Here is a 20,211-nt window from a genome sequence, read left to right as displayed (position 1 = left end):
GAAATATTTGCGAAACTCCAGCCGGCTCCGCGCGCTCTCGGCGCAATTGCGGGAAAAACAGTTAGATGATCGACCTTGCTCATCTGATCTTCTTGTCGGATTGAGACTGCGGAATCCCCTGCGCTGCCTGGGTCAAGGTGCGGACGATGCCGCGCCGCGCCAGCTCAATCTTGAAACCGTTGTGCTCCTGGGGCCTGGCGTCGCGAAGCAGCCTATCCGCCGCACGCGCGAAACTCGCCTGGTTTGCTGGCTGACCGCGCAGTAGGTTTTCGGCTGCAGCATCACGCCAGGGCTTGTGCGCGACTCCGCCAAGCGCAACGCGCGCTTCCTTGATCGTTTCGCCGTCAAACTCCAATGCTGCGGCGATCGAGACTAGCGCAAACGCATAGGAAAGGCGATCGCGGATTTTCAGGTACGAATAGTTTGCCGAAAATCCCTTTGCCGGGAGCTCAATGGCAGTGATGATTTCGTTGGGGCGCAGATTGCTGTCGATCTCCGGCCGCGATTCCGGTAGCCGATGGAAATCGGTGAACGCCAACACGCGATCTCCTGACGGTCCCGTCACGTGCACTTTTGCATCCAGTGCGGAAAGAGCCACGCACATGTCGGACGGATGTGTCGCGATGCACGACTCGCTGGTCCCGAGAATTGCGTGAGTGCGGTTGGCGCCGCCTATTGCTGAACAACCGCTGCCCGGCTGGCGCTTGTTGCACGGCGTCGCGGTGTCATAGAAATAGGCGCAGCGCGTGCGCTGCAGGAGATTGCCGCCGGTGGATGCCATGTTGCGGAGCTGCTGGGAGGCGCCGGCAAGGATGGCGTTTTTCAATAGCGGATAGCGCTGCTCGATCAGCGGATGCCAGGCGAGGTCGGAATTGGGTACAAGCGCGCCGATGCGCACGCCGCCGTCACTTGTTTCCTCGATTTTCCTCAGCGGTAGCCGTGAAATGTCGATCAGCCGGGTGGGCCGCTCGACATCCTCTTTCATCAGATCGATCAGGTTGGTGCCGCCGGCAATGAATTTCGCGGCGGGATCGCCGGCGATCATTCGCACCGCGTCGGCGACATCACTGGCGCGCGAGTATTGAAAGTTGATCATGACTTGCCAGCCATTGCGGTCATTGCCTGCTGAATCGCCGCCACGATGTTGGGATAGGCTCCGCAGCGACAAATATTGCCACTCATCAGTTCCCGAATTTCATCGACGGTCTTGGCCCTGCCTTCGGCGATCAAACCGGCAGCCGAACAGATCTGGCCCGGCGTGCAATAGCCGCACTGAAATGCATCGTGGTCGATGAAGGCCTGCTGTAGCGGGTGCAGCGCGCCGTCGTTTGCCAGCCCTTCGATCGTTGTGACGTTAGCGCCGTCCTTCATCACCGCAAGCGTGAGACAGGAAACGATACGTCGTCCATCGACCAGCACCGTGCAGGCGCCGCACTGGCCGTGATCGCAGCCTTTTTTCGTGCCGGTGAGATCGAGGTGATCGCGAAGCGCGTCGAGCAATGTCGTCCACGCCGCCACGTTCAGTTGCGTCTGCCGCCCGTTGATTTTGAGCGTGATCGAAGTCTTGGCGGGCTTGGTGATCTGCTCGGTCGCTACGGTGCTGGTTTGCGTCATCTCGAGCGCTCCTCAACGGCAGCACCTTATGCTAGCGATCAAGCCGTGTCAGTCAACGGCGCAACATAGGGGGAACACTAAGTCGCCTTCATGCCATAAGGAATCTGCCTGCGGCATCATCCATGAAGAGAAAACACGTGGATGGCCGGGACAAGCCCGGCCACGAGGTGATGAGAACGAGGCGGCCGCGTCAGTGTTTACTGCGAAACTTTCACGAAATCCGGGAACTTGAGTTTTCCCTCGGCAACGGCCTGCGGCCAAACCGTAATCTGCTTGCCGTTCTGCCACTGAAATACGAGGCCGGTCACTGCTCCCGGGCCGGATTTGATGCCGTGGGTAAATTCATCCTGCTTCCCGTAGAACTGAATGTGCCCAATGGTGCCTTCAAAATTCGTCTTTTCGAGCTCGGCGACCATCTTGTCGGGATCGGTTGAGCCAGCGCGTTGGATCGCCTGGGCGATGATGTAGACATCATCGTAAGCGGTATACCCGGTATAGGCCGGCGGCGTTCCAAATTTTGCCTTGAACGCCTGCGCGAACGGTTTGGTCTTTGAGGTGACGGCCACGTCGGGCGTTGCGACCGCGAGGGAAGGAACGCCATCGGCCGCGCCATTGGTGTCGTTCCAGAATGTTGGGCTCAGTGCCTGCGCGCTGATTCCGAACATCGGAATCGGTACCTGCTGGTTCTTCCATTGCACCGTCGGCTGCACGCCGACATGGGAAATGCCGGTAACGATCACGTCCGGCTTTTTGCTTTCGATATTGTTGAAAATTGGCGTGAAATCGGTGGTGTCGGGCGAGAAGCGTACATGCTCGACGACCTTCAATCCCGCTTTCGGCAGGCAGGCTTCGTAACCGATGTCGAGCGGTTTGGTCCAGGCCGCATCCTCGCTCATGATCGCGACCGTCTTGAGCTTGAGCTGGTCAACCAGCAGTTCCTTTGCGGCATCACAGACGAGCTGTGCCTGCGCAGCCGAAGTCAGATAACCATGAAACGTGTACTTGTTCTTCTCGTAGTCGTTGTGGATCGCCTTGGTGATCTCGTTGGAAGCCGCGCCCGGTGTGATCAACGGAATTTTTAACCGCGCGGCCCACGGTTCAAGAGCGAGCACCACCTCGCTGATATAGCTGGCGATCACCGCCGACACCTTGTCCTCGCTGACTGCGCGCTGGAAAGCGCGCACGGAATCCGCCGACGAGCTCTTGTTATCATAGGAGACGATCTCGATCTTGCGGCCGAGGACTCCGCCCTTTGCGTTGATCTCGTCAGCCGCGATCTGTGCGCCGCCGGGAGTTGCGGCGCCGGCGATCGACTGCACCTCAGCTATCACGCCGATTTTGATTGGATCGCCCGACTGCGCTTGAGCAGAAGCGACAAAACACAGGGCAAGCGAGGCTACAAGCGGAATGGCTGCGAGGTGGGAAACAGGAATTCGTCGTTGCACGTTCTTCTCCCTATCAATCTTTTCGTTTTGTTGCGCGGTCTCGCCGTGGCGAGGCACCCAAATCTACGCTCGTTGTCCGCCGATTAGAATCGCATATCCGAGCTGGTCGATCTGCGTTTGCATGGGAACTCCGTTTGACGAAGCCAACATCGCTCACGCCTGCGCATGCGACACGGCTCGCCCAGTGCAGCCGCAGCCCGCCGATCTTCTTTAAGGCCCTAGAGAACGCGAACGGAGATTGTCAGTTCCCGTTCGCGCGCCGGCAAGCCAGGCAATCGTCTCTGAGATCGAGCTACGCGATGGTCTTCAGGTACAGGCTCGGATCGAAATACTTGCCGGCTGGGGTGAAATCCTTGATGCCCGCGTTCGCCATGAAGAAGTCGGTCGACTGGTCCAGCCATTTTGTGACGGTCCCGTCCGAATAGAGACGCTTCCAGTCGCGCGACGTGAACATTTTCTGCGCCTGAAAGGACTCGTTGATGTCGGCCATCGGTGTCTGACTGTAGTGGTTCTTCTGCAACGCTTCCATCGCTTCCTTGCTGTTAGCGACAATGTAATCATTCGCCTCCGCCCAGCCCTTGATGAGTTTCGCCAGCGTCTCCTTGTTCGGCTCGTAATAGTCGTTGGCAGCGGCCCACCCGCCGATGATCGCAGCCTGCGGGTAATACGCCGACGCATCGGCAAGCTTGACCGCGCCCGGTACCTTGTCCCGCACAGTGACGTTGAATGGGACCCAGAGTGCCACCGCCGGGACGGCGCCGGAGATGAAGGCCGTGACCGCGGCCGGCATTGCCTGGTTTACAAGTTCAACTTCCTTTGGATCGATCTTGTTGGCGCGTAGCGCCTTGTCGAGGAACACGTGGGCGGTAGTTCCGGTGGTGGTGGCGATGCGCTTGCCCTTCAAATCCGCGAACGATTTGATGCCTTGTTCTGAGCGCACCCAGAGTTGCGCGGTCGCGACTTCGATGTCGTTGATCAGGAATGCCTTGCCTTGTCCGCGCGCCGGGAAGTTCGATAGCACGGCACCCGTCGCCAGCACGTCCAGGCTGCCGCCGATCAACGCCTGGAAGATCTCAAGGCCGGTGTTGAACTGCCGCAATTCAAGGTCGAGCCCTTGCTTTGCGAACGTGCCTCTGTCCATCCCGGTCCAGATCTGTCCGTCAACCGCGACCGTGTGCAGATAGCCAACCCGAACCTTGGTTTTGGCCTGCGCAATGGCCGGTGCGGAAACAGCGATCCCGCTAAGCGCGAGGCCTGTGGTCGTGGTCAGAAATTGTCTTCGATCCATGGCGTTTTCTCCCTTCTGTTTCTGTGATTATTCCGAAAATGAGGCGGGTCGCAGCTGCGCCTGCTGCGCGCGGTATTCGCTCATCACAAGCTCCCTGATGTGACTTCGAAGCTCTCCGAACTCCGGCCGCTCCTGAAGCGTCTCATCGCGCGGATAGCGAAAGGGCACATCAATGATCTCCTTGATCCGGGCGGGACGCGCCGTCACCACGACGATGCGCGAGGAAAGATAGATGGCTTCCTCCACCGAGTGGGTGATGAGCATGACCGTCTTGCCCTCGGCGGCGAGCACCTTGAGCAGGAGATTTTGCATGTTCGCCCGCGTCTGAGCATCCAGCGCACCGAATGGCTCATCCATCAGGAGAAACTGCGGCTTCACCGCGTAGGCTCGGGCGATGGCAAGGCGTTGCCGCATCCCGCCGGACAGATGTTTCGGGTACGAGTTGGCGAAATCGGCCAAACCCATCAATAGCAGATAGTGTTCGCAAATCTGATCTCGCTCGGCGAGCGGAACATGATTGGCTTTCAGCTTGAGGCCGAAGGCGATGTTCTCCTTGACCGTCAGCCAGGGAAACACGCCATATTCCTGGAAGATGACGCCGCGTTCGGGCCCGGGCCCTTTAACCGGTTGCCCGTCGAACAACACCTTGCCCGTGGTAGGTTTCTGGAATCCGGCAAGCATGCTCATCATCGTAGTCTTGCCGCAGCCGGATGGACCGATCACGGCGATGAAGTCGCCATCGTTGATCTCGTAGCTGACATCCTCCACCACCCTGAGCCTGCCCTTCGGCGTGTTGAACTCAAGCGACACGCGATCGAACTGCGCCCGATGGATGCTGTTGGCTATGTTCATCCAACGGCTCTTTCCTGCCACACCAAAAGCCGGGCGCTGATCCGGCGCAAGATCATGTCCATGATCAGGGCCACGCAACCGATGCAGATGATGCCGACATAAATGACGTCGAGCAGGAAATATGTCGAGGCATTCTGGATCAGCGCGCCGAGGCCGCGCTGCGCCGCAATCAACTCGGACGCAACCAGAGTTGCCCACGCAACACCCAGCGCGACGCGCAGCGCCGTGAGGATGTGCGGAACCGTGAGCGGGATGATGACTTTCCGGAAAATTTCGAATTCACCGGCGCCGAGCGTCTGCGCGACGCGGATGTACAGCGGCGTGATCTGCGATACGCCCTCGTACATGACAATCACGCCAGCGAAAAATGATGCATAGAACAGGATGACCAGCTTGGCGGCTTCATCAACGCCGAAATAGACGATCACCAGCGGGATGAGCGCGATCGGAGGCAGCGCCCGGAAGAAATTGATCATCGGATCGGCAAATGTGCGTGCCGACCGGTACCAGCCCAAGAGAAAGCCGACGGGAACGGCGACAAGGATGCCGAGCACGACGCCGAGGAATACTCGCCTTGTCGAAGCATAGACATCGAACAGCAAGCCCTCATGCAGCAGCAGTTCGACAAATTTGGCTGCGACCCGATGCGGGGCTGGAATCAAGGAAGGATTTACGAAGCCGCTCCAGCGCACGCCATACCAGAGCAGCACGGCGCCCGCCCACGGCGCGAGCCCAAGCAAAAAGCGCCTCGCGACACTTCCATTCATTGCATTCGATCCGCCAGTAATTGCGATTGATCGTCATGAACTCATATTATAAGTAGGATGACCATACAAGGGCGGGCAAACCGCTACATAGTCCTGCATCCGGATCGCGAAAATGACATCGCCGACATTTGCTATCCGCAGCGTGCAGGCCCTCTGCTATCGCTATCCGCTCACGACGCCGGTCGTCACCTCGTTCGGCCGAATGCTGAGCCGACCGGCAGTGTTCGTTCGCGTCGACGATGAAGACGGTTATACCGGGTGGGGCGAAGCCTGGGCGAATTTTCCATCGAACGGAGCGGAACACCGCGCAGGTCTCGTGAACGAGGTGCTGGCGCCAGCGATAACAGGATTTGTCGCGAGCGAGCCTTCGGATCTATTCGAGGCGCTGACGCAAGGCACATCCGTGCTCGCGCTCCAGTCAGGCGAACCCGGCCCCTTCGCGCAGGCGATCGCGGGTATCGATCTGGCGATGTGGGATCTCTATGCACGTCGCCGCAAGACCGCGCTGTGGAAACTGCTCGGCGGTAGTCGCAATCAAATCAGGGTCTATGCCAGCGGCATCAATCCAACCGGGTCGCGGCAGATGGCGGAGGTGGCGCTGAGCAGGGGACATCGTGCGCTGAAAATAAAAATCGGTTTCGATCTCGCTACAGACCGCGCCAACCTCGCCTCGCTTCGCCAGCTCGTCGGCGATGGCATGCTCGCAGCCGATGCCAATCAAGCCTGGTCGACGCAACAGGCGGTGGACGTCGTACCCCATCTTTGCGAGTTTGGTCTCGCATGGCTCGAAGAGCCGATCCGGGCCGACGAGCCGTGGCAGCAATGGCAACGATTGCGCAAAGGCACCGACGTGCCGCTGGCGGCGGGAGAAAATATCTCGAGCAAAGCGGGCTTCCAGCAGGTGCTTGGCGACGACGTGCTTCGCGTCGTGCAGCCCGACATAGCGAAGTGGGGTGGGCTCAGCGTCTGCTCAGGGATCGCAAAAGATGTCTTGAAATCCGCCAAGATATTTTGCCCGCATTATCTCGGCGGTGGGCTTGGGCTTCTCGCGTCGGCGCATCTGCTGGCCGGGGTAGGGGGCGAGGGTTTGCTGGAAATCGATTCCAACGACAATCCTTTGCGCGATCGCTTAAGCGGTTCGGTCGTCGACGTCAGGGATGGAATAGTCACCCTGAGTGACGATCCGGGAATCGGAATCGAACCCGATTTGTCGTCGATTGAACGCTACCGGACGGCTTGATCTGGCGGGAACCTTTGCATGTCTGCACGAGGATACGACTACATCATCGTCGGCGCGGGGTCTGCCGGCTGCGTTGTCGCAAACCGCCTTTCGGCGGATCCGTCGTGTCGCGTGCTGTTGCTGGAGGCCGGCGGATCGGACCGCAATTTCTGGCTCAAGCTTCCGGTGGGTTACTACCGCACCATCTACAACGAACGGTTCTCGCGCCTGTTCATAACCGAGCCGAGCGAGACCACCGGCCGCCGCCCGATCGTGTGGCCGCGCGGCCGCGTGCTCGGCGGATCATCCTCGATCAACGGCCTGATATTCATCCGCGGGCAGCACGAGGATTTCGATGACTGGGAACGGCTCGGCGCCAAAGGCTGGAGTTATCGCGAGCTGCTGCCGTACTTCAGGCGCTACGAACGCTACCAGGGCGGCGAGAGCCAATATCACGGCGGCCTCGGCGAATTCGAAGTCTCCGACCTGCGAACCGGTAATCCGGCCTCCGCGGCCTGGATAGATGCGGGCGTGGAGTTCGGACTTCCTCGCAATCCCGATTTCAACGCTGCCACCACGCTGGGTGTCGGCAGTTATCAGCTCGGAATTGGACGGCGCTGGCGCACCAGCGCGTCCTCGGCTTTCCTGCGACCGATCGCCCACCGCCAGAATCTCACGATCATCACCGGGGCGCAGGTGAGCAAACTGATCTTCAACGGCAGCATCGCCGCCGGTGTGGAATGGATCAAAGATGGCCGGACCTGCAATGCGGCAGCCGACCGCGAGGTTGTGTTGTCGGCGGGCGCGCTGCAGTCACCGCAACTGCTGCAACTTTCCGGCATCGGCCCGGCTGATCTGCTGCGCGGGCTCGGCATTCCCGTCGTCGTCGACGCGCCGGATGTCGGCCGCAATCTGCAGGATCACTATCAGGCGCGCATGATCGTTCGGCTGAAGCAACGGATTTCGCTCAACGATCAGGTGCGCAGCCCCCATGGATTGACGAAAATGGGTTTGCAATGGCTTGTTGCGGGCAGCGGCCCCTTGAGCGCGGGTGCGGGCCAAGTCGGTGGCGCGGCTTGCACCGAATATGCGGTCGATGGGCGACCCGACGTGCAGTTCAATGTGATGCCGCTGTCGGTGGATAAGCCGGGCGATCCGCTGCACAGCTATTCGGGCTTCACCGCATCGGTCTGGCAGTGTCACGCGGAGTCGCGTGGGTTGCTGGCGATCCGTTCGACCGATCCGTTCGATCAACCCCGCATCGAGCCGAATTATTTTGCCCAGGAAATCGATCGCAAGACCATCGTCGCAGGACTGCAGATGTTGCGCGAGATCTACCGGCAGAAATCATTCAGAGATCTCTGGGACGTCGAGATGGTTCCGGGTGAGGCCACCGGCGGCCGTGCCGGTTTGTGGGATTTCGCGCGCACCACCGGCGGCACGGTGTTTCATTGCGTAGGCACCTGCCGCATGGGAAGCGATGAGAAATCAGTTCTCGATCCGCAGCTTCGCGTACGCGGTGTCGAAAAGCTGCGTGTGATCGATGCTTCGGTGATGCCGCAGATCACGTCCGCCAATACCAATGCGAGCAGCCTGATGATCGGGGAGAAGGGCGCCGCGCTCCTCACGTCATAGACTTGGTCCGGCCGGACTATCACGCTGAATTTGAGAATCCAAAATGCATCTGATTTCCGACAGCCACGTTCCGAAATATGCTCAAATCGCCGATATTTTTCGTCGGCGGATCGCGCGCGGAATTTGGGCCCAGGGTTTGCGGCTGCCTGCAAACGAGGTGCTCGCCGATGAATTCGGCGTCTCTCGAGTCACGATCCGGCAGGCCGTCGATCTGCTGGTGCGCGATGGCATCATCGAAGCCCAGCAGGGCCGCGGTACCTTTATCACGGGGACATTGACGGAGGATCGATGGCTCAAGGTCGAGACCACGCTGTCGGACCTTGCCGAGGTGTACCGCGATACGTCACCGGAAATCATCAATATCAGGGAAAGCCGAACTGACGCGCCACTGCTTCCCGAGGACGGCAAGCCGGCCGCGCACTACGTATTTATGCGCCGCGTGCACTCGCGCAACAAGCGGCCGTATTGCGTGATTTCCATATATCTGGATGAAAAAATATTTCGCAAACACCCGAAGCGCTTTCGCAAGGAGACGGTTATCCCAATCCTAAAAGACATGCGTGATCCTCCGATCAGCAGCGCGCGGCAGACGCTGACGATCGGCACCGCCGATCTTGAAGTGGCAAGGCTGCTGCAGGTCCCCCTGAATTCACCCGTAGCTGAAGTGAGGCGGGTTTTCACGACGGCGGACCGGACTGTGATCTATCTCGGCGAGGTAACCTATCGTGGAGATTTCATCCGGATCGACATGGATTTGCGACCGTGAGCACGCGGTCTTACGGGAATGAGCAGGCGGTCTTATCGGAAGAAGAGTTCCTGATTGCGCCGTTCGAGCTCTTCGCCATAGGTGCGCAGCACATGCGCCTCGCTGACGGTTCCGATCGCTGCCGCGTGATCGGCGCGATCAACAACGGCTAGAACGTCGGCCTCGCTCCGCTCGAAAGCCGTCATGATTTCGCGAATGGTAGCATCGGGAAGCAGAAATTCGTCCCGGTGTTGCGCCAGAGTCGAGAGCGGCAGGTCGTCCTGGGTCGCGATCGAATGTAGGTCGGCCGAGGAGACGAGACCTGAGTAGGCTCCACTAGCGCTCCGCAGGACGATCTGCCTGACTTGAGCGGGTGAGAACAACTTTTGCGCTTCCAGGATCGGCATGGTGTCTGGCGCACTATCGAAATCTGAGCGCATCAGTGACGTCGCGCTCAATTGCTGGATCCAGCCGACATCCTGCGGACCGCGAATGACTTCGCCGCGCAGATGGAAACGCCAGGTCGCGAAGCTATAGCCGAAGAGTTCGCGCACCAGCAGAGCACTCACGGAAGAAGCAACGACGGCGCCGACCGTCACGGAGAAATCGCCCGTGATCTCAAGCGCCAGGCAGATCATGCTAAACGGCGCTCCGATCACGCCGGTGCCGAGTGCGGCGAGTGCCGCGATCGCCGCGGTTCCCGGCTGCAGGGTGAGATTCGGAAACGGCGAGCTCAGCACGACGCTGTAGAGCTGGCCGACCAGTGCGCCCAGCATAAGCGAGGCAAAGAACAAGCCGCCGCGGAAACCTGATCCCAGTGAAATCGCTGACGCCAGCATCTTCAGCACGATTGTCGTCGTGAGCAACAGCCAGGTCGGATTGCTCACCAGCAGAATTTGCATCGCGCCATGTCCCGCTCCCAGCACAGTGGGAGTCAGCAGAGCGAGCGCGCCGAGCAGCGCGCCGCCGAGGATGGGCCGCAGGAAGCCACCGAAAAAAGACAGTCGCGCAAAGCAGCGTTCGGAGAATGCGACAGCCAGCATAAGGATAATACTTGCAAAGGCGCAGATCACACCGATCAACACGGTCTGACCAATCATCTCGACCGAGACCGGTGATGGAAATCCCGGCACCATCAAAAAGGCCTGCTGGGTCAGTTGTCGCGCGACTAGCCAAGAGGCGACCGAACTGGCGATGACCGGCACCAAGCCAGCCGAAGTATAGGCGCCGAGGACAACTTCGAAGGCAAAAAAGGCTCCCGCCAGGGGAGCGGAAAAGGCCGCGCTGATGGCGCCGGCCGCGCCGCAAGCCACCAGTAACCGCATGTCGCTGCGGCGCGCCGCGAGCCGCTTGCCCACATGAGAACTGAATGCCGCGCAGATTTGCGTGTAGCCGGCCTCCAGCCCGACCGATCCGCCGAAGCCATTTGAAAGCAAAGTCTGGATAGAGATCAGCAGGCTGCCTCGCATCGAGACGCGCCCGCCATAGAGTGCATTGGCCTCGATTGCGTCGGCGAGTTGTCCCTTCAGCTTGCCGGCGAACAAATATCCGATGGCGGCGAGCACAAGGCCGCCGATTACAGGGATCAACAGCGTCCGCTGCCAGGAGATAACGCCGGTCGCGCTCAGATGTGCATCACTGGGAATATCGAACAGCAGCGCATGGGTGGCCTGGCTCAGCTTTGAGATAATCGCGACCAGCAGCCCGCTCAGCAGCCCGATCACAATGCCAACCGACACGACGCCGGTCTCGCGGTGGCGGACGAAATTGCGCAGCGCCGCGGGCAATAGATAGTACGCGGGGGGCTTCTTGGCGGTATCGACCGGGGCGAAGTATGTCATTGTGCCTTCAACCCTTCACGTCCAGCCGGACCACCCGAAATCCTATATTGCTCGTGGAGCTGTCGGGCGTATTAGAACTGCGCGCTGCCACTCGGTAGCGGTTGCAATAGGATTCGTGACATAGAAACGATCCGCCGCGCAGCGATCGATTTGCGGAAGGCTCGCGCTGCACGGGATCGCAAGCTCCGGTGATGCGGTGATAGTCAGGCGAGAAATAGTCCTCGCACCATTCCCAGACATTCCCTGCCACGTTGTGCAAGCCATATCCATTCGCCTTGAAAGCATGGACCGGCGCGGTGCCTGCATAGCCGTCCTCGGCCGTGTTGCGATCGGGAAAGTTGCCTTGCCAGATGTTGCAGCGATGTTCGCCCATCGGCATCAGTTGGTCGCCCCACGGATAGATTGCCTGTTCCAAACCGCCGCGAGCGGCCATCTCCCATTCGGCTTCCGTCGGCAATCTCGTACCCGACCAGCGGCAATAGGCCTTTGCGTCGTTCCAGGTGACATGCACGACCGGGTGATCGAGGCGATCCAGAATTGTGCTCGGCGGGCCTTCCGGCTGGGCCCAATAGGCATGCGGCACCGGAATCCACCATGGCGTTTCGGATACCCGGCTGCCGATCGCACGTTTGTTTTCTTCCGACAGGAACCCCGCGAAGACGAAGCTCCAGCCATAACGTTCGGCGTCGGTGACAAAGCCTGTGGCGCGCACGAAATCGCCGAACTGCAAATTGCTGACGGCGTGGCACGCAATCGCGAAGGTGGTGACCGTCACCGGACGCACCGGACCCTCGCCATCTTCTGGAAAGCGCTGATCATCCGATCCCATCATGAAAGAACCGCCGATCGAGGAGCTCCAGCGGCGGGCGATGGACGTCGCGCTTGGCACGATCTGCCCGAGCGCCTCGCAACAGTCCGCCGTTTCCGCTTTGAGATTGCCAGCGCGGCCATTCGCGCAGCAGCGGGGATTTCTGTCGGTCATTTTGATTCGGCGCTCAGCATTGGCGCGTCATGGGTTCGTCCCCACTATTTCTGCACTAGGTCTGCTTTTCTTCTTCCCAAAACGCGGCGCCGCCTTCGGCCTTCATCAGCTCGAGAATTTTCTCGCGCGGAATGACGCCGCAGCGCTTGGCCCAGAGATGGTACTGCTCGCTCATGGCACGAACGCGTTCCGGATTTTGCGCGGCCAGGTCATGCATCTCCGTCCGATCGGCTTCCATGTCGTAAAGTTCCCACGGACCGGGATATTTACGCACCAGCTTCCACTTCCCGATGCGCACGGCGGCATTGCCTTCGTGCTCCCAGAACAGCGGGCTGCGACCGGTGTAAGCCGATGCAAATGACGGCACCAGGCTTTCGCCTTCGCAGGGCAGGATGGGGTGGCCGTCATAAAACGTCGGATATTTCGCGCCTGTCACGTCGACGATGGTGGCCATGATATCCGGGAGCTGGCTCGGATTATGCCGCAAGCCGCCCTTTTCCTTGATGCCACGCGGCCAATGCACAATGAAAGGCGTGGCGATGCCGCCCTCATGTACCCAATGTTTGTAGAGTCGGAATGGCGTATTCGACAGGTTCGCCCATGCGGTGCCGTAGCTTTGATACGTGTCCTCGCCCCCGGGCAGGATGGAAGGATTGTTGCCGAAGTGGACCGGCTCGCCTCTGCGTGTCGTGGCCTTGGCGATCATCAGCTGATCGACAAGCTCGCGCGCGGTGACGCCTTCAGGGATATCCTCTGCGCAGGCGCCGTTATCCGACAGGAAAATGATCAGCGTGTTTTCAAACTGGCCGGTTTCCTCCAGCGCCGCGGTGATGCGCCCAATTCCCTGGTCCATGCGGTCGATCTGGGCGGCGTAGACCTCCATGCAGCGCAGCGTCCATTCGCGATTCTCGGCCTCCGTCCACGGCGGCTGGGTCGGGTCTCGATCCGTTAACTGCCAGTTCGGATGGATAATCCCGTCATCGACCAGTCGCTGCAGTCTTTGCTCGCGCAGCCTGTCCCAGCCTGCGTCGAATCTCCCCTTGTATTTGGCGATGTCCTCTTCATGTGCGTGCAGCGGCCAATGCGGAGCGGTATAGGCGACATACTGAAAAAACGGTGTCTCTGGATGCGCCCGTTTGTGCTGACGAATATAGGCGACCGCCTGATCACTGATCGCATCCGTATAAAAGAACGAGGGATTTGTTTCTGCCTCGTGTTCGATGTTGTGGTTGCCGCGGGTCAACGTGTTGGGGTTGTAAAAGCTGCCCGCGCCGATGATGGTGCCAAAGAAGTAATCGAAGCCGCGCTGCAGCGGCCAGGCGTCGGTCGGCTCGGTCAGGCTGGAGGAGATGTGCCACTTGCCGCTGAGATAAGTCTTGTACTGCTTCTGCTTGAGCACTTCAGCGAGCGTCACGCAGCTCTTGTTCAAATTGCCGGCGTATCCTTCGGGCCCGTTGCTGTAGGTGAGGATGCCGATGCCGGTCTGGTGCGGATGCAGTCCGGTCAGCAGTGAGGCGCGCGACGGGCTGCAGCGAGCGGTGTTGTAAAATTGCGAGTATCGCAGTCCGTTGGCCGCCAGGCGATCCAGGTTAGGCGTCTCGATTTCCCCGCCGTAGCAGCCGATATCGGAAAATCCCATGTCATCATTGAGGATGATGAGGATGTTGGGGCTGTCAGATGCTCTACCGCCATTCGGCATGTCTTTCGTCCTTCTTGGAGCTCAATCGCCTCGCAAGGCATTTACGGATGCCGCCTCGTCAGATTGATGCTGAGGCGAAAATAGTTCGGCAGATAAACCGAGCGCAGCAGTTCCAGCGGTCGTCCGTCCGTGTTGACGGTGAGTCGCTCGATTGAGAGCAGTGGACTGCCGGCTTTGACGCCTAAGAGCTTGGCGGTGGTAGCGTCCGCGAGCGAGGCGCTGATGGTCTGGGTCGCTTCCTTGATGTCGAACCCAATCTCGGCTTCAAACACACGATACATCACGATCGAGGTCAGATCGCGCTTCTCGAGTTCGAGGCCAATGTCCGGTGGATAAAAAGCGTGTTCGATCGCGATCGGAATGTCGTCCGCCAGGCGGACCCGCTTCAATTGCCAGATGGCGCGCTCACGCAATTGCTTTCGCACTTCGGCGTCATGCTTGTTGGTCATACCCTGCAGCAAAATCTTTGCGCCGGGGCGGTAGCCAGCATCCTTGATGGTCTCAGAGAAACCCATCAGGCGGCCGACCCAGTTTTCGGGCTGATTGGTTCGCAAGAACGTGCCGCGGCCGCGCTCGCGTTCGAACATGCCTTCATCGACCAGCGGTTTGATGGCGTTTCGAATCGTAATTCGGCTGACGCCGAAATGCTTGCCGAGTTCTGCCTCCGTCATCAGTCGCCCGGTGTTGTCGATCAGTTCACCCGCCTTGACCTGGCGGCGAATGGTCTCGCGAACTCGAATATGTAGTGGCGTGGAATTAGTCCCCGCCGGCTCTTGGGGGCTGGTCATGTTTTCGGTCGTGCTCTTTCGGTAGTGCAAACTTTCAGGTGCGGTCATCACAGACGTCTGCGGGTGGTTTTGTCGAACAGGTGAATATCGTTGGGTCGGGCGAGGATTGACAACGCAGCCCCCTCGCGCGGGACGTCGCCGTCGCTCACGCGCGCGCGAATGAGCGTGCCGGCGCAATTCAGATCGAGAATCGCGGTGTCGCCGAGATCCTCGATCAGTTCGACGATCGCGGGAATTCCTTTCGCGCCGATCCGGACGGCACCGGGGCGGATACCGACAACGACGTCGCGCTCACCGCCATTTCTCAGCGCCGTCTCGAGTCGATGACCTGCGATTTCAACGCCGCCATCCTTGTAGCGGGCGGGGATCAGGTTCATCGGCGGACTGCCGATAAAGGCGGCCACGTCAAGTGAGTTTGGCTTCGCGAACACGTCGGCAGGCCGACCGATCTGCTGGATCTCGCCCGCCATGAAAATCGCCATGCGGTCGGCCAGCGTCATGGCTTCTTCTTGATCGTGCGTGACGTAAACGGCGGTCACGCCGAGCGAGCGCTGCAGTCTTTTCAGCTCGGTGCGTGTTTCCAGCCGTAATTTGGCGTCCAGGTTAGAGAGCGGCTCATCGAGCAGAAAAAGACATGCCTTGCGCACGATCGCACGGGCGAGCGCGCAGCGTTGCTGTTGACCGCCGGACAGTTGGCCCGGTTTGCGGTCAAGCAGATGATCGATCGCAACCTTCCGCGCGGCGTCCTTCACCGCGGGGCCGATCTCAGCTTTCGATAGATTCGCCATTTCGAGAGGAAAGGCGATGTTTTGATAGACCGTCATGTGGGGGTAAAGCGCGTAGCTCTGAAACACCATGGCGATGTCGCGGTCGCGCGCATCGGTGGCGGTTATGTCGCGCCCATCGATGTAGACCCGACCCGAAGTCGGAGCGTCCAGGCCAGCGAGGATTCGCAAGGTGGTACTTTTGCCGGAGCCTGAGGGCCCCAGTAAAGCAAAGAACTCGCCGGGCTCAATATCGAACGTCACACCTTTCAATGCCGCGAACTCGCCATGCATTTTGATGATGTCTTCGAAACGCACCTGGCCTCGGCCGTTCATCGGCGTCCTCCGCCTTTGACGGCTCCCACCGTAAGCCCCTTGACGATATTCTTCTGGGCGACGATGCCGAGCACGACCACTGGCAGCATCGCCAAAACCGATACGGCAGCCAATTTGGCCCACAGGGTTTGTTCGACCGAGACAAAGTTGAACATCGCGACTGTGACAGGTCGCACTGTATTGCCGCTTAGCACGACCGCGAACAGAAATTCGTTCCACGCATTGAGGAACACGAACACGATCGTCACAGCGATGCCGCCGCGTACTTGAGGGATGATCACACGCCACAACGTTCGCATCCGGCTCGCGCCGTCGAGATAAGCGGCTTCTTCCATCTCGAAGGGAATATCCTCGAAATAGGAGACAAGGAGCCAGATCGCGAAGGGGAGGGAGAAGGATAGATAGATCAGGATGATTCCCTGGTAGCTATCGATCCAGCCGATCCTGCGCAGGATCAGGAAATAGGGAATAATGATGCCGACCGGTGGCAACATTTGCGTGGCAAGCACATAGAAGCCGGCGAATTTCTTGCCCCGAAACCGCAGGCGCGCCAGCGCATATGCAGCAGGCACCGCCATCAGCATTGTCAGGATGGTGGTGCCGATGGAAATGATGAAGCTGCTGATCAGATTCGGCAGGATTGCCGCCGAGCCAAACAGCACATCGCGATACGCGTCCAGTGTCGGGGAGAAGATCAGCTTCGGCGGATAGGCCAGAACGTCTTGATCGGTCTTGAGCGAATTCAAAATGCTCCAGATGATCGGAAATGCCCAGGCAAGCAGAAAGATCGCGGCGATTGCGACGACGACAAAGAGGCGAACGCGAGTTGCGGTCATTTCGCTCTCCGCAGCGCGAACAGAATCCCGGAGATCAGGATCGTGACGATCAGCAACGCGACTGCGAGCGCCGAGCCGTAACCGATCGAAAGTTCGGTGAAGGACTTGCGGTAGGCGTACAGATTGAGAATTTCGGTCGCGGTACCCGGACCACCGGCGGTGACCGTGAAGATCGCCGCAAACGCGGTGAGCGCCACCATGGTCCGCATGATCACAACCATGACGATCGCGGGACGCAGCAGCGGCAGCGTGATGCGGCGGAAGCGTTGCCATGCGGTGGCGCGGTCGAGCCGCGCTGCTTCGTAGATATCCTCCGGCAGCGATGCCAGGCTCGCCAGGAGCACCATGAAAGCGAAGGGAGTCCACTGCCAGGTGTGAATGACGATGACGGAAATCATTGCCAGCAGGGGATCGCCAAGCCAGTTCTTGCTGCCGAGGCCGGCGTTGATGGCGAGATAATCGACAATGCCAAACTCAGGCGCCAGCATGAAGGTCCGCCAGATCATTCCAACAACGGCGGGAGACAGCACCACCGGCAGGATGGCAATCAAGCGGAACCAGCCTTGCCCGCGCTTCATGTCCATCACCAGCAGCGCGAGCGCCAATCCAAGCGTGACCTGTAGCGTCACGGTCGAGCCGGTGTAGATCAGGCTCACGAGCAGCGAGGACCAGAACCGCTCGTCGGCCAACAGGATGCGGTAATTTTCCAGGCCGATGAAGCCATCCGCGAACGGCATCGCGAGGTCCATTCGGTATGTGCTGGTCCAGATCAAAAACATCAACGGGAAGGTCGTCGTCGCGAGCAGCGCGAGGAACGCCGGCGCGAGCAAGGCGGTTGCGAACTTTCGTTCGCGTTGCGCCAGCACGCGGCCGAGATCGCCGGAGGCTTCCCCGGGCGTAGCGCCGGGGACCGTCATGACTGCTGTCGACGCTCTCACCGAGGTCAGCCGCGCATCATCGGTTCGACGCGGCGCTGTGCGTCATCAAGCGCAGCCTTGACCGTGGCCTGGCCGGACAGCGCGGACTGGATCGCGGTGGCCATGGTGTCACCGATCGCGGGCCATTGCGGGACGCGCGGTCGCCAATCGACATCGGTGTCGCTTTGCAGCGACTCCATCGTTGCTTCTACAAAATTATGGCCAAAGCCATTCATCAGCTTGACGTAGTCCGGATCCTTCCAGATGGAGGTGCGATTGACGCCGGATCGCTTTGTGGGGCCGGCGAACCGATGCGCGGTGCGCGCCTGGGTTTCCGCGCTGGCCGCCCACTGGATGAACAGCCATGTCGCTTTTTTCTTCTTCTCGGGCAGCGCGGCGTTGATCGGGAAGCCCCAGTTCCAGATAGACGTCACACGCTTGCCGGATGGGCCCTTGGGCCAACGTGCATAAGCAACCTTGCCAATCACTTTCGACTTCTCGGGATTGTTGACGACAGATGCCGAGGAGTGCGCATCGATGTAGCTCGCAAGCGTTCCTTGCGAAAACGCATCGGCGATATCCGGCCAATTCCAGTTTGCGGCTGCGGTCGGAGCTGACTTGTGCATCAGTTCGACGTACCACGCGAGCGCTGCTTCGGCCTCCGGACCGTTCACCGTCAGCTTGCCGCCCTTGAACCATTCGCCGCCGAATTCGCGGAAGATCGAGGGATAGATGTACATATTCTGGCCCGCCCCGGCGACGCCGCGGAGCGCTGTGCCCCAGACGCGATCGTTGGGGGTGTTCAGCGCGGCTGCGTTGGAAACGAAAGTTGCGAGGTCGTCAGCGGGTTTCAGTCCCTTCGCGTCGTAAAGATCTTTGCGGTAGACCTGAATGGTGACCTCGCCATCGTAGGGGACTCCATACAGTTTGCCATCGATACTGTCGGCGTTTCGCCAGGCCGGAATGATGTCATCGAATTTGAACCAGTCGGCGTCGGTCAGCGATTTATTGCCAAGATAGCTATCGAGCGGCTCGACCCATTTGTTCGCGGCATAAAGCGAATAGTACATGGGATCGGCGGCGTGGGTCGCGTAAATGCCAGTCTTTGACGTGAGGTCGATGACGCTCTTCTGCCGGATCTGCGCAGGCGGAATTTTCTCAAAGCGGACGTCAATGCCAGTGAGCGTTTTGAACTGGGGCGCAATCGCAATGAGGTTGTCGAAATAACTTGCGGGAATGACGGCAACGGTGATGGTTTCACCGGAGGTTTGCTGCCAGTCGATCTTGGCCGATTTGTAGGGCGAGAGATCCGCTTCCTGCGCAGCCGCTTGACGAAGCACAGCTGGCGCGAGGCCGACGAGTGCTGTTGCGGCGGTGCCGGCCTTCAGGAACGCCCGTCTGGTTGGCTTGAATAAGCTCATTGGTCGTCCTCCCTTAATTCTGGCTTTTGACCAGTTAAGTTAGGACATTTGCCTAAATGTTATAACATGTCAATTGTCCGGGCTGGAGCGCAAGGACGATTTGACTCGCACCCGCATCGAACAGCTCACGTTATTTTCATGAACCGCACCGTCATCGATCGCGTTGAGGCAGCGCACCGAGCCAATGTTGCGGCCGGATCACATCAGCGATTTCACAATCATATCGCGAAGGGAGAAGACTATGAAACCTCGCCTGAACTTCTATCAGGCCGCACCCGAAGCGATCAAAGCACTGACCGCGCTCGAAGCCCAACTGCAGGGCAGTGGTCTCGAGCAATCCCTAATCGAGTTGGTCAAGACTCGCGCTTCGCAGATCAACGGCTGCGCCTATTGCATCAACATGCACACCCAAGACGCGCGCAAGCATGGCGAAGCCGAGCAGCGGCTGTATCTCCTCGACGCCTGGCGCGAGGCGCCGATCTATACCGATCGCGAGCGCGCGGCACTCGCCTGGACCGAGGCCGTGACGTTGATCTCCGAGACACATGCGCCCGACGACGTCTATGCCGAGGTCCGCGCACACTTCTCGGAAGCCGAGACCGTGAACCTGACCATGCTAATCGCGACCATCAACGCGTGGAACCGGCTTGCGATCTCCATGCGCGCGGTGCCGCCGGTCAAAGTGAAAGCGAGCGCTGCATGATCCATGCCGCCCTCGGCCGCGAAGTCGAGATAAATTTTGCAGCAGTCGGTTGGTCATGGGAACGAGCCTGGAACTCGGTCCTCGTCTCGGCTCGTGATCACCAGGCCGGAAACCCGGGCTAGGCGGCGGGCCGTTCGACGTGCTTTGCGGCATCGTCGGCCAATTTGAGCGACATGTCGGCCACCCGGCGGCAGCTGTCCAAGACGCTACCCACGGTTTCACGCACCAAGTCACTTTGGACGGCTGCAACGTCTTGGGCGGTTCGACAACGCCACAGTTCGTTCATGCGGTTCATGCTGTTCTCGATTTGATGGCGAACGAACCCGAAGTACTCCTGAGACACCCCACCGACCAGTTTC

Annotated in this window: 19 protein-coding genes; 4 read left to right on the top strand and 15 right to left on the bottom strand. The window is 59.7% G+C overall.

The window, feature by feature from the left end:
* Positions 1 to 79 precede the first annotated feature (79 nt).
* The 6 genes from VJV58_RS14145 to VJV58_RS14120 form a co-directional block, all read right to left on the bottom strand.
* Positions 80 to 1,096: a xanthine dehydrogenase family protein subunit M gene (locus VJV58_RS14145; protein WP_324137984.1), complete on the bottom strand. Its 1,017-nt coding sequence runs from the start codon at positions 1,094 to 1,096 to the stop codon at positions 80 to 82.
* On the bottom strand, positions 1,093 to 1,614 hold the full coding sequence (locus VJV58_RS14140) for a (2Fe-2S)-binding protein (protein WP_324137983.1): 522 nt from the start codon (positions 1,612 to 1,614) through the stop codon (positions 1,093 to 1,095). Before VJV58_RS14140 ends, VJV58_RS14145 begins: the two co-directional genes overlap by 4 nt.
* A gap of 197 nt (positions 1,615 to 1,811) precedes the next feature.
* Positions 1,812 to 3,023: an ABC transporter substrate-binding protein gene (locus VJV58_RS14135; RefSeq protein WP_324137991.1), complete on the bottom strand. Its 1,212-nt coding sequence runs from the start codon at positions 3,021 to 3,023 to the stop codon at positions 1,812 to 1,814.
* Between the two features lie 328 nt (positions 3,024 to 3,351).
* On the bottom strand, positions 3,352 to 4,347 hold the full coding sequence (locus VJV58_RS14130; protein ID WP_324137982.1) for an ABC transporter substrate-binding protein: 996 nt from the start codon (positions 4,345 to 4,347) through the stop codon (positions 3,352 to 3,354).
* Positions 4,348 to 4,374: 27 nt separating this feature from the next.
* On the bottom strand, positions 4,375 to 5,199 hold the full coding sequence (locus tag VJV58_RS14125; RefSeq protein ID WP_324137981.1) for an ABC transporter ATP-binding protein: 825 nt from the start codon (positions 5,197 to 5,199) through the stop codon (positions 4,375 to 4,377).
* The gene (locus VJV58_RS14120) at positions 5,196 to 5,966 is read right to left on the bottom strand and encodes an ABC transporter permease (RefSeq protein WP_324137980.1); all 771 of its coding nucleotides are present in this window, start codon (positions 5,964 to 5,966) and stop codon (positions 5,196 to 5,198) included. The genes VJV58_RS14125 and VJV58_RS14120 overlap by 4 nt, the downstream gene beginning before the upstream one ends.
* Positions 5,967 to 6,078: 112 nt before the next feature.
* Here VJV58_RS14120 and VJV58_RS14115 point away from each other — a divergent pair, with 112 nt between their 5' ends.
* The 3 genes from VJV58_RS14115 to VJV58_RS14105 are packed head-to-tail and all read left to right on the top strand — an operon-like array spanning position 6,079 to position 9,586.
* Positions 6,079 to 7,206, top strand: coding sequence for a mandelate racemase/muconate lactonizing enzyme family protein (locus VJV58_RS14115; RefSeq protein ID WP_324137979.1), 1,128 nt, complete (start codon positions 6,079 to 6,081; stop codon positions 7,204 to 7,206).
* A gap of 18 nt (positions 7,207 to 7,224) precedes the next feature.
* Positions 7,225 to 8,820, top strand: a complete 1,596-nt coding sequence (locus VJV58_RS14110; RefSeq protein ID WP_324137978.1) for a GMC family oxidoreductase — start codon at positions 7,225 to 7,227, stop codon at positions 8,818 to 8,820.
* 43 nt (positions 8,821 to 8,863) lie between these two features.
* The gene (locus VJV58_RS14105; protein ID WP_324137977.1) at positions 8,864 to 9,586 is read left to right on the top strand and encodes a GntR family transcriptional regulator; all 723 of its coding nucleotides are present in this window, start codon (positions 8,864 to 8,866) and stop codon (positions 9,584 to 9,586) included.
* A gap of 32 nt (positions 9,587 to 9,618) precedes the next feature.
* Here VJV58_RS14105 and VJV58_RS14100 read toward each other — a convergent pair whose 3' ends face one another.
* The 8 genes from VJV58_RS14100 to VJV58_RS14065 are packed head-to-tail and all read right to left on the bottom strand — an operon-like array spanning position 9,619 to position 19,149.
* On the bottom strand, positions 9,619 to 11,406 hold the full coding sequence (locus tag VJV58_RS14100; RefSeq protein WP_324137976.1) for a chloride channel protein: 1,788 nt from the start codon (positions 11,404 to 11,406) through the stop codon (positions 9,619 to 9,621).
* Positions 11,407 to 11,413: 7 nt separating this feature from the next.
* On the bottom strand, positions 11,414 to 12,388 hold the full coding sequence (locus VJV58_RS14095; RefSeq protein WP_324137975.1) for a formylglycine-generating enzyme family protein: 975 nt from the start codon (positions 12,386 to 12,388) through the stop codon (positions 11,414 to 11,416).
* 55 nt (positions 12,389 to 12,443) lie between these two features.
* Complete coding sequence (locus tag VJV58_RS14090) at positions 12,444 to 14,087, bottom strand: arylsulfatase (RefSeq protein ID WP_324137974.1); 1,644 nt, start codon at positions 14,085 to 14,087, stop codon at positions 12,444 to 12,446.
* Between the two features lie 41 nt (positions 14,088 to 14,128).
* Positions 14,129 to 14,875, bottom strand: coding sequence for a GntR family transcriptional regulator (locus VJV58_RS14085; protein WP_324137973.1), 747 nt, complete (start codon positions 14,873 to 14,875; stop codon positions 14,129 to 14,131).
* A 47-nt stretch (positions 14,876 to 14,922) separates the two neighbouring features.
* Positions 14,923 to 15,975: an ABC transporter ATP-binding protein gene (locus tag VJV58_RS14080; RefSeq protein ID WP_324137972.1), complete on the bottom strand. Its 1,053-nt coding sequence runs from the start codon at positions 15,973 to 15,975 to the stop codon at positions 14,923 to 14,925.
* Positions 15,972 to 16,811 (bottom strand): carbohydrate ABC transporter permease, encoded by an 840-nt coding sequence (locus VJV58_RS14075; RefSeq protein WP_324137971.1) that lies wholly within the window; start codon positions 16,809 to 16,811, stop codon positions 15,972 to 15,974. The genes VJV58_RS14080 and VJV58_RS14075 overlap by 4 nt, the downstream gene beginning before the upstream one ends.
* The gene (locus VJV58_RS14070) at positions 16,808 to 17,728 is read right to left on the bottom strand and encodes a sugar ABC transporter permease (RefSeq protein WP_324137970.1); all 921 of its coding nucleotides are present in this window, start codon (positions 17,726 to 17,728) and stop codon (positions 16,808 to 16,810) included. The genes VJV58_RS14075 and VJV58_RS14070 overlap by 4 nt, the downstream gene beginning before the upstream one ends.
* 26 nt (positions 17,729 to 17,754) lie before the next feature.
* Positions 17,755 to 19,149, bottom strand: a complete 1,395-nt coding sequence (locus VJV58_RS14065; RefSeq protein ID WP_324137969.1) for a sugar ABC transporter substrate-binding protein — start codon at positions 19,147 to 19,149, stop codon at positions 17,755 to 17,757.
* A gap of 241 nt (positions 19,150 to 19,390) precedes the next feature.
* Between VJV58_RS14065 and VJV58_RS14060 the strand changes: the two genes are divergently transcribed.
* Entirely contained in the window at positions 19,391 to 19,852 is a 462-nt protein-coding gene (locus VJV58_RS14060) for a carboxymuconolactone decarboxylase family protein (protein WP_324137968.1), read from the top strand.
* A 118-nt stretch (positions 19,853 to 19,970) separates the two neighbouring features.
* Here VJV58_RS14060 and VJV58_RS14055 read toward each other — a convergent pair.
* Positions 19,971 to 20,211, bottom strand: a 241-nt coding sequence (locus tag VJV58_RS14055; RefSeq protein WP_324137967.1) for a phasin family protein, incomplete at its 5' end; no start/stop codon positions are given.

Origin of the sequence: Bradyrhizobium sp., from assembly GCF_035273305.1 — a bacterium.
In the GTDB taxonomy this organism is placed as follows: Bacteria; Pseudomonadota; Alphaproteobacteria; order Rhizobiales; family Xanthobacteraceae; genus Bradyrhizobium.
This window is presented reverse-complemented; position numbering and strand designations above follow the sequence as displayed.

What these genes read in the sequence shown, in the direction of transcription:
- VJV58_RS14125 (WP_324137981.1), bottom strand. Translation starts at nt 5,199, where the DNA reads ATGAACATAGCCAACAGCATCCATCGGGCGCAGTTCGATCGCGTGTCG.
- VJV58_RS14075 (WP_324137971.1), bottom strand. Translation starts at nt 16,811, where the DNA reads ATGACCGCAACTCGCGTTCGCCTCTTTGTCGTCGTCGCAATCGCCGCG.
- VJV58_RS14120 (WP_324137980.1), bottom strand. Translation starts at nt 5,966, where the DNA reads ATGAATGGAAGTGTCGCGAGGCGCTTTTTGCTTGGGCTCGCGCCGTGG.
- VJV58_RS14100 (WP_324137976.1), bottom strand. Translation starts at nt 11,406, where the DNA reads ATGACATACTTCGCCCCGGTCGATACCGCCAAGAAGCCCCCCGCGTAC.
- VJV58_RS14070 (WP_324137970.1), bottom strand. Translation starts at nt 17,728, where the DNA reads ATGACGGTCCCCGGCGCTACGCCCGGGGAAGCCTCCGGCGATCTCGGC.
- VJV58_RS14115 (WP_324137979.1), top strand. Translation starts at nt 6,079, where the DNA reads ATGACATCGCCGACATTTGCTATCCGCAGCGTGCAGGCCCTCTGCTAT.
- VJV58_RS14130 (WP_324137982.1), bottom strand. Translation starts at nt 4,347, where the DNA reads ATGGATCGAAGACAATTTCTGACCACGACCACAGGCCTCGCGCTTAGC.
- VJV58_RS14145 (WP_324137984.1), bottom strand. Translation starts at nt 1,096, where the DNA reads ATGATCAACTTTCAATACTCGCGCGCCAGTGATGTCGCCGACGCGGTG.
- VJV58_RS14060 (WP_324137968.1), top strand. Translation starts at nt 19,391, where the DNA reads ATGAAACCTCGCCTGAACTTCTATCAGGCCGCACCCGAAGCGATCAAA.
- VJV58_RS14085 (WP_324137973.1), bottom strand. Translation starts at nt 14,875, where the DNA reads ATGACCAGCCCCCAAGAGCCGGCGGGGACTAATTCCACGCCACTACAT.
- VJV58_RS14080 (WP_324137972.1), bottom strand. Translation starts at nt 15,975, where the DNA reads ATGAACGGCCGAGGCCAGGTGCGTTTCGAAGACATCATCAAAATGCAT.
- VJV58_RS14105 (WP_324137977.1), top strand. Translation starts at nt 8,864, where the DNA reads ATGCATCTGATTTCCGACAGCCACGTTCCGAAATATGCTCAAATCGCC.
- VJV58_RS14110 (WP_324137978.1), top strand. Translation starts at nt 7,225, where the DNA reads ATGTCTGCACGAGGATACGACTACATCATCGTCGGCGCGGGGTCTGCC.
- VJV58_RS14090 (WP_324137974.1), bottom strand. Translation starts at nt 14,087, where the DNA reads ATGCCGAATGGCGGTAGAGCATCTGACAGCCCCAACATCCTCATCATC.
- VJV58_RS14065 (WP_324137969.1), bottom strand. Translation starts at nt 19,149, where the DNA reads ATGAGCTTATTCAAGCCAACCAGACGGGCGTTCCTGAAGGCCGGCACC.
- VJV58_RS14095 (WP_324137975.1), bottom strand. Translation starts at nt 12,388, where the DNA reads ATGACCGACAGAAATCCCCGCTGCTGCGCGAATGGCCGCGCTGGCAAT.
- VJV58_RS14140 (WP_324137983.1), bottom strand. Translation starts at nt 1,614, where the DNA reads ATGACGCAAACCAGCACCGTAGCGACCGAGCAGATCACCAAGCCCGCC.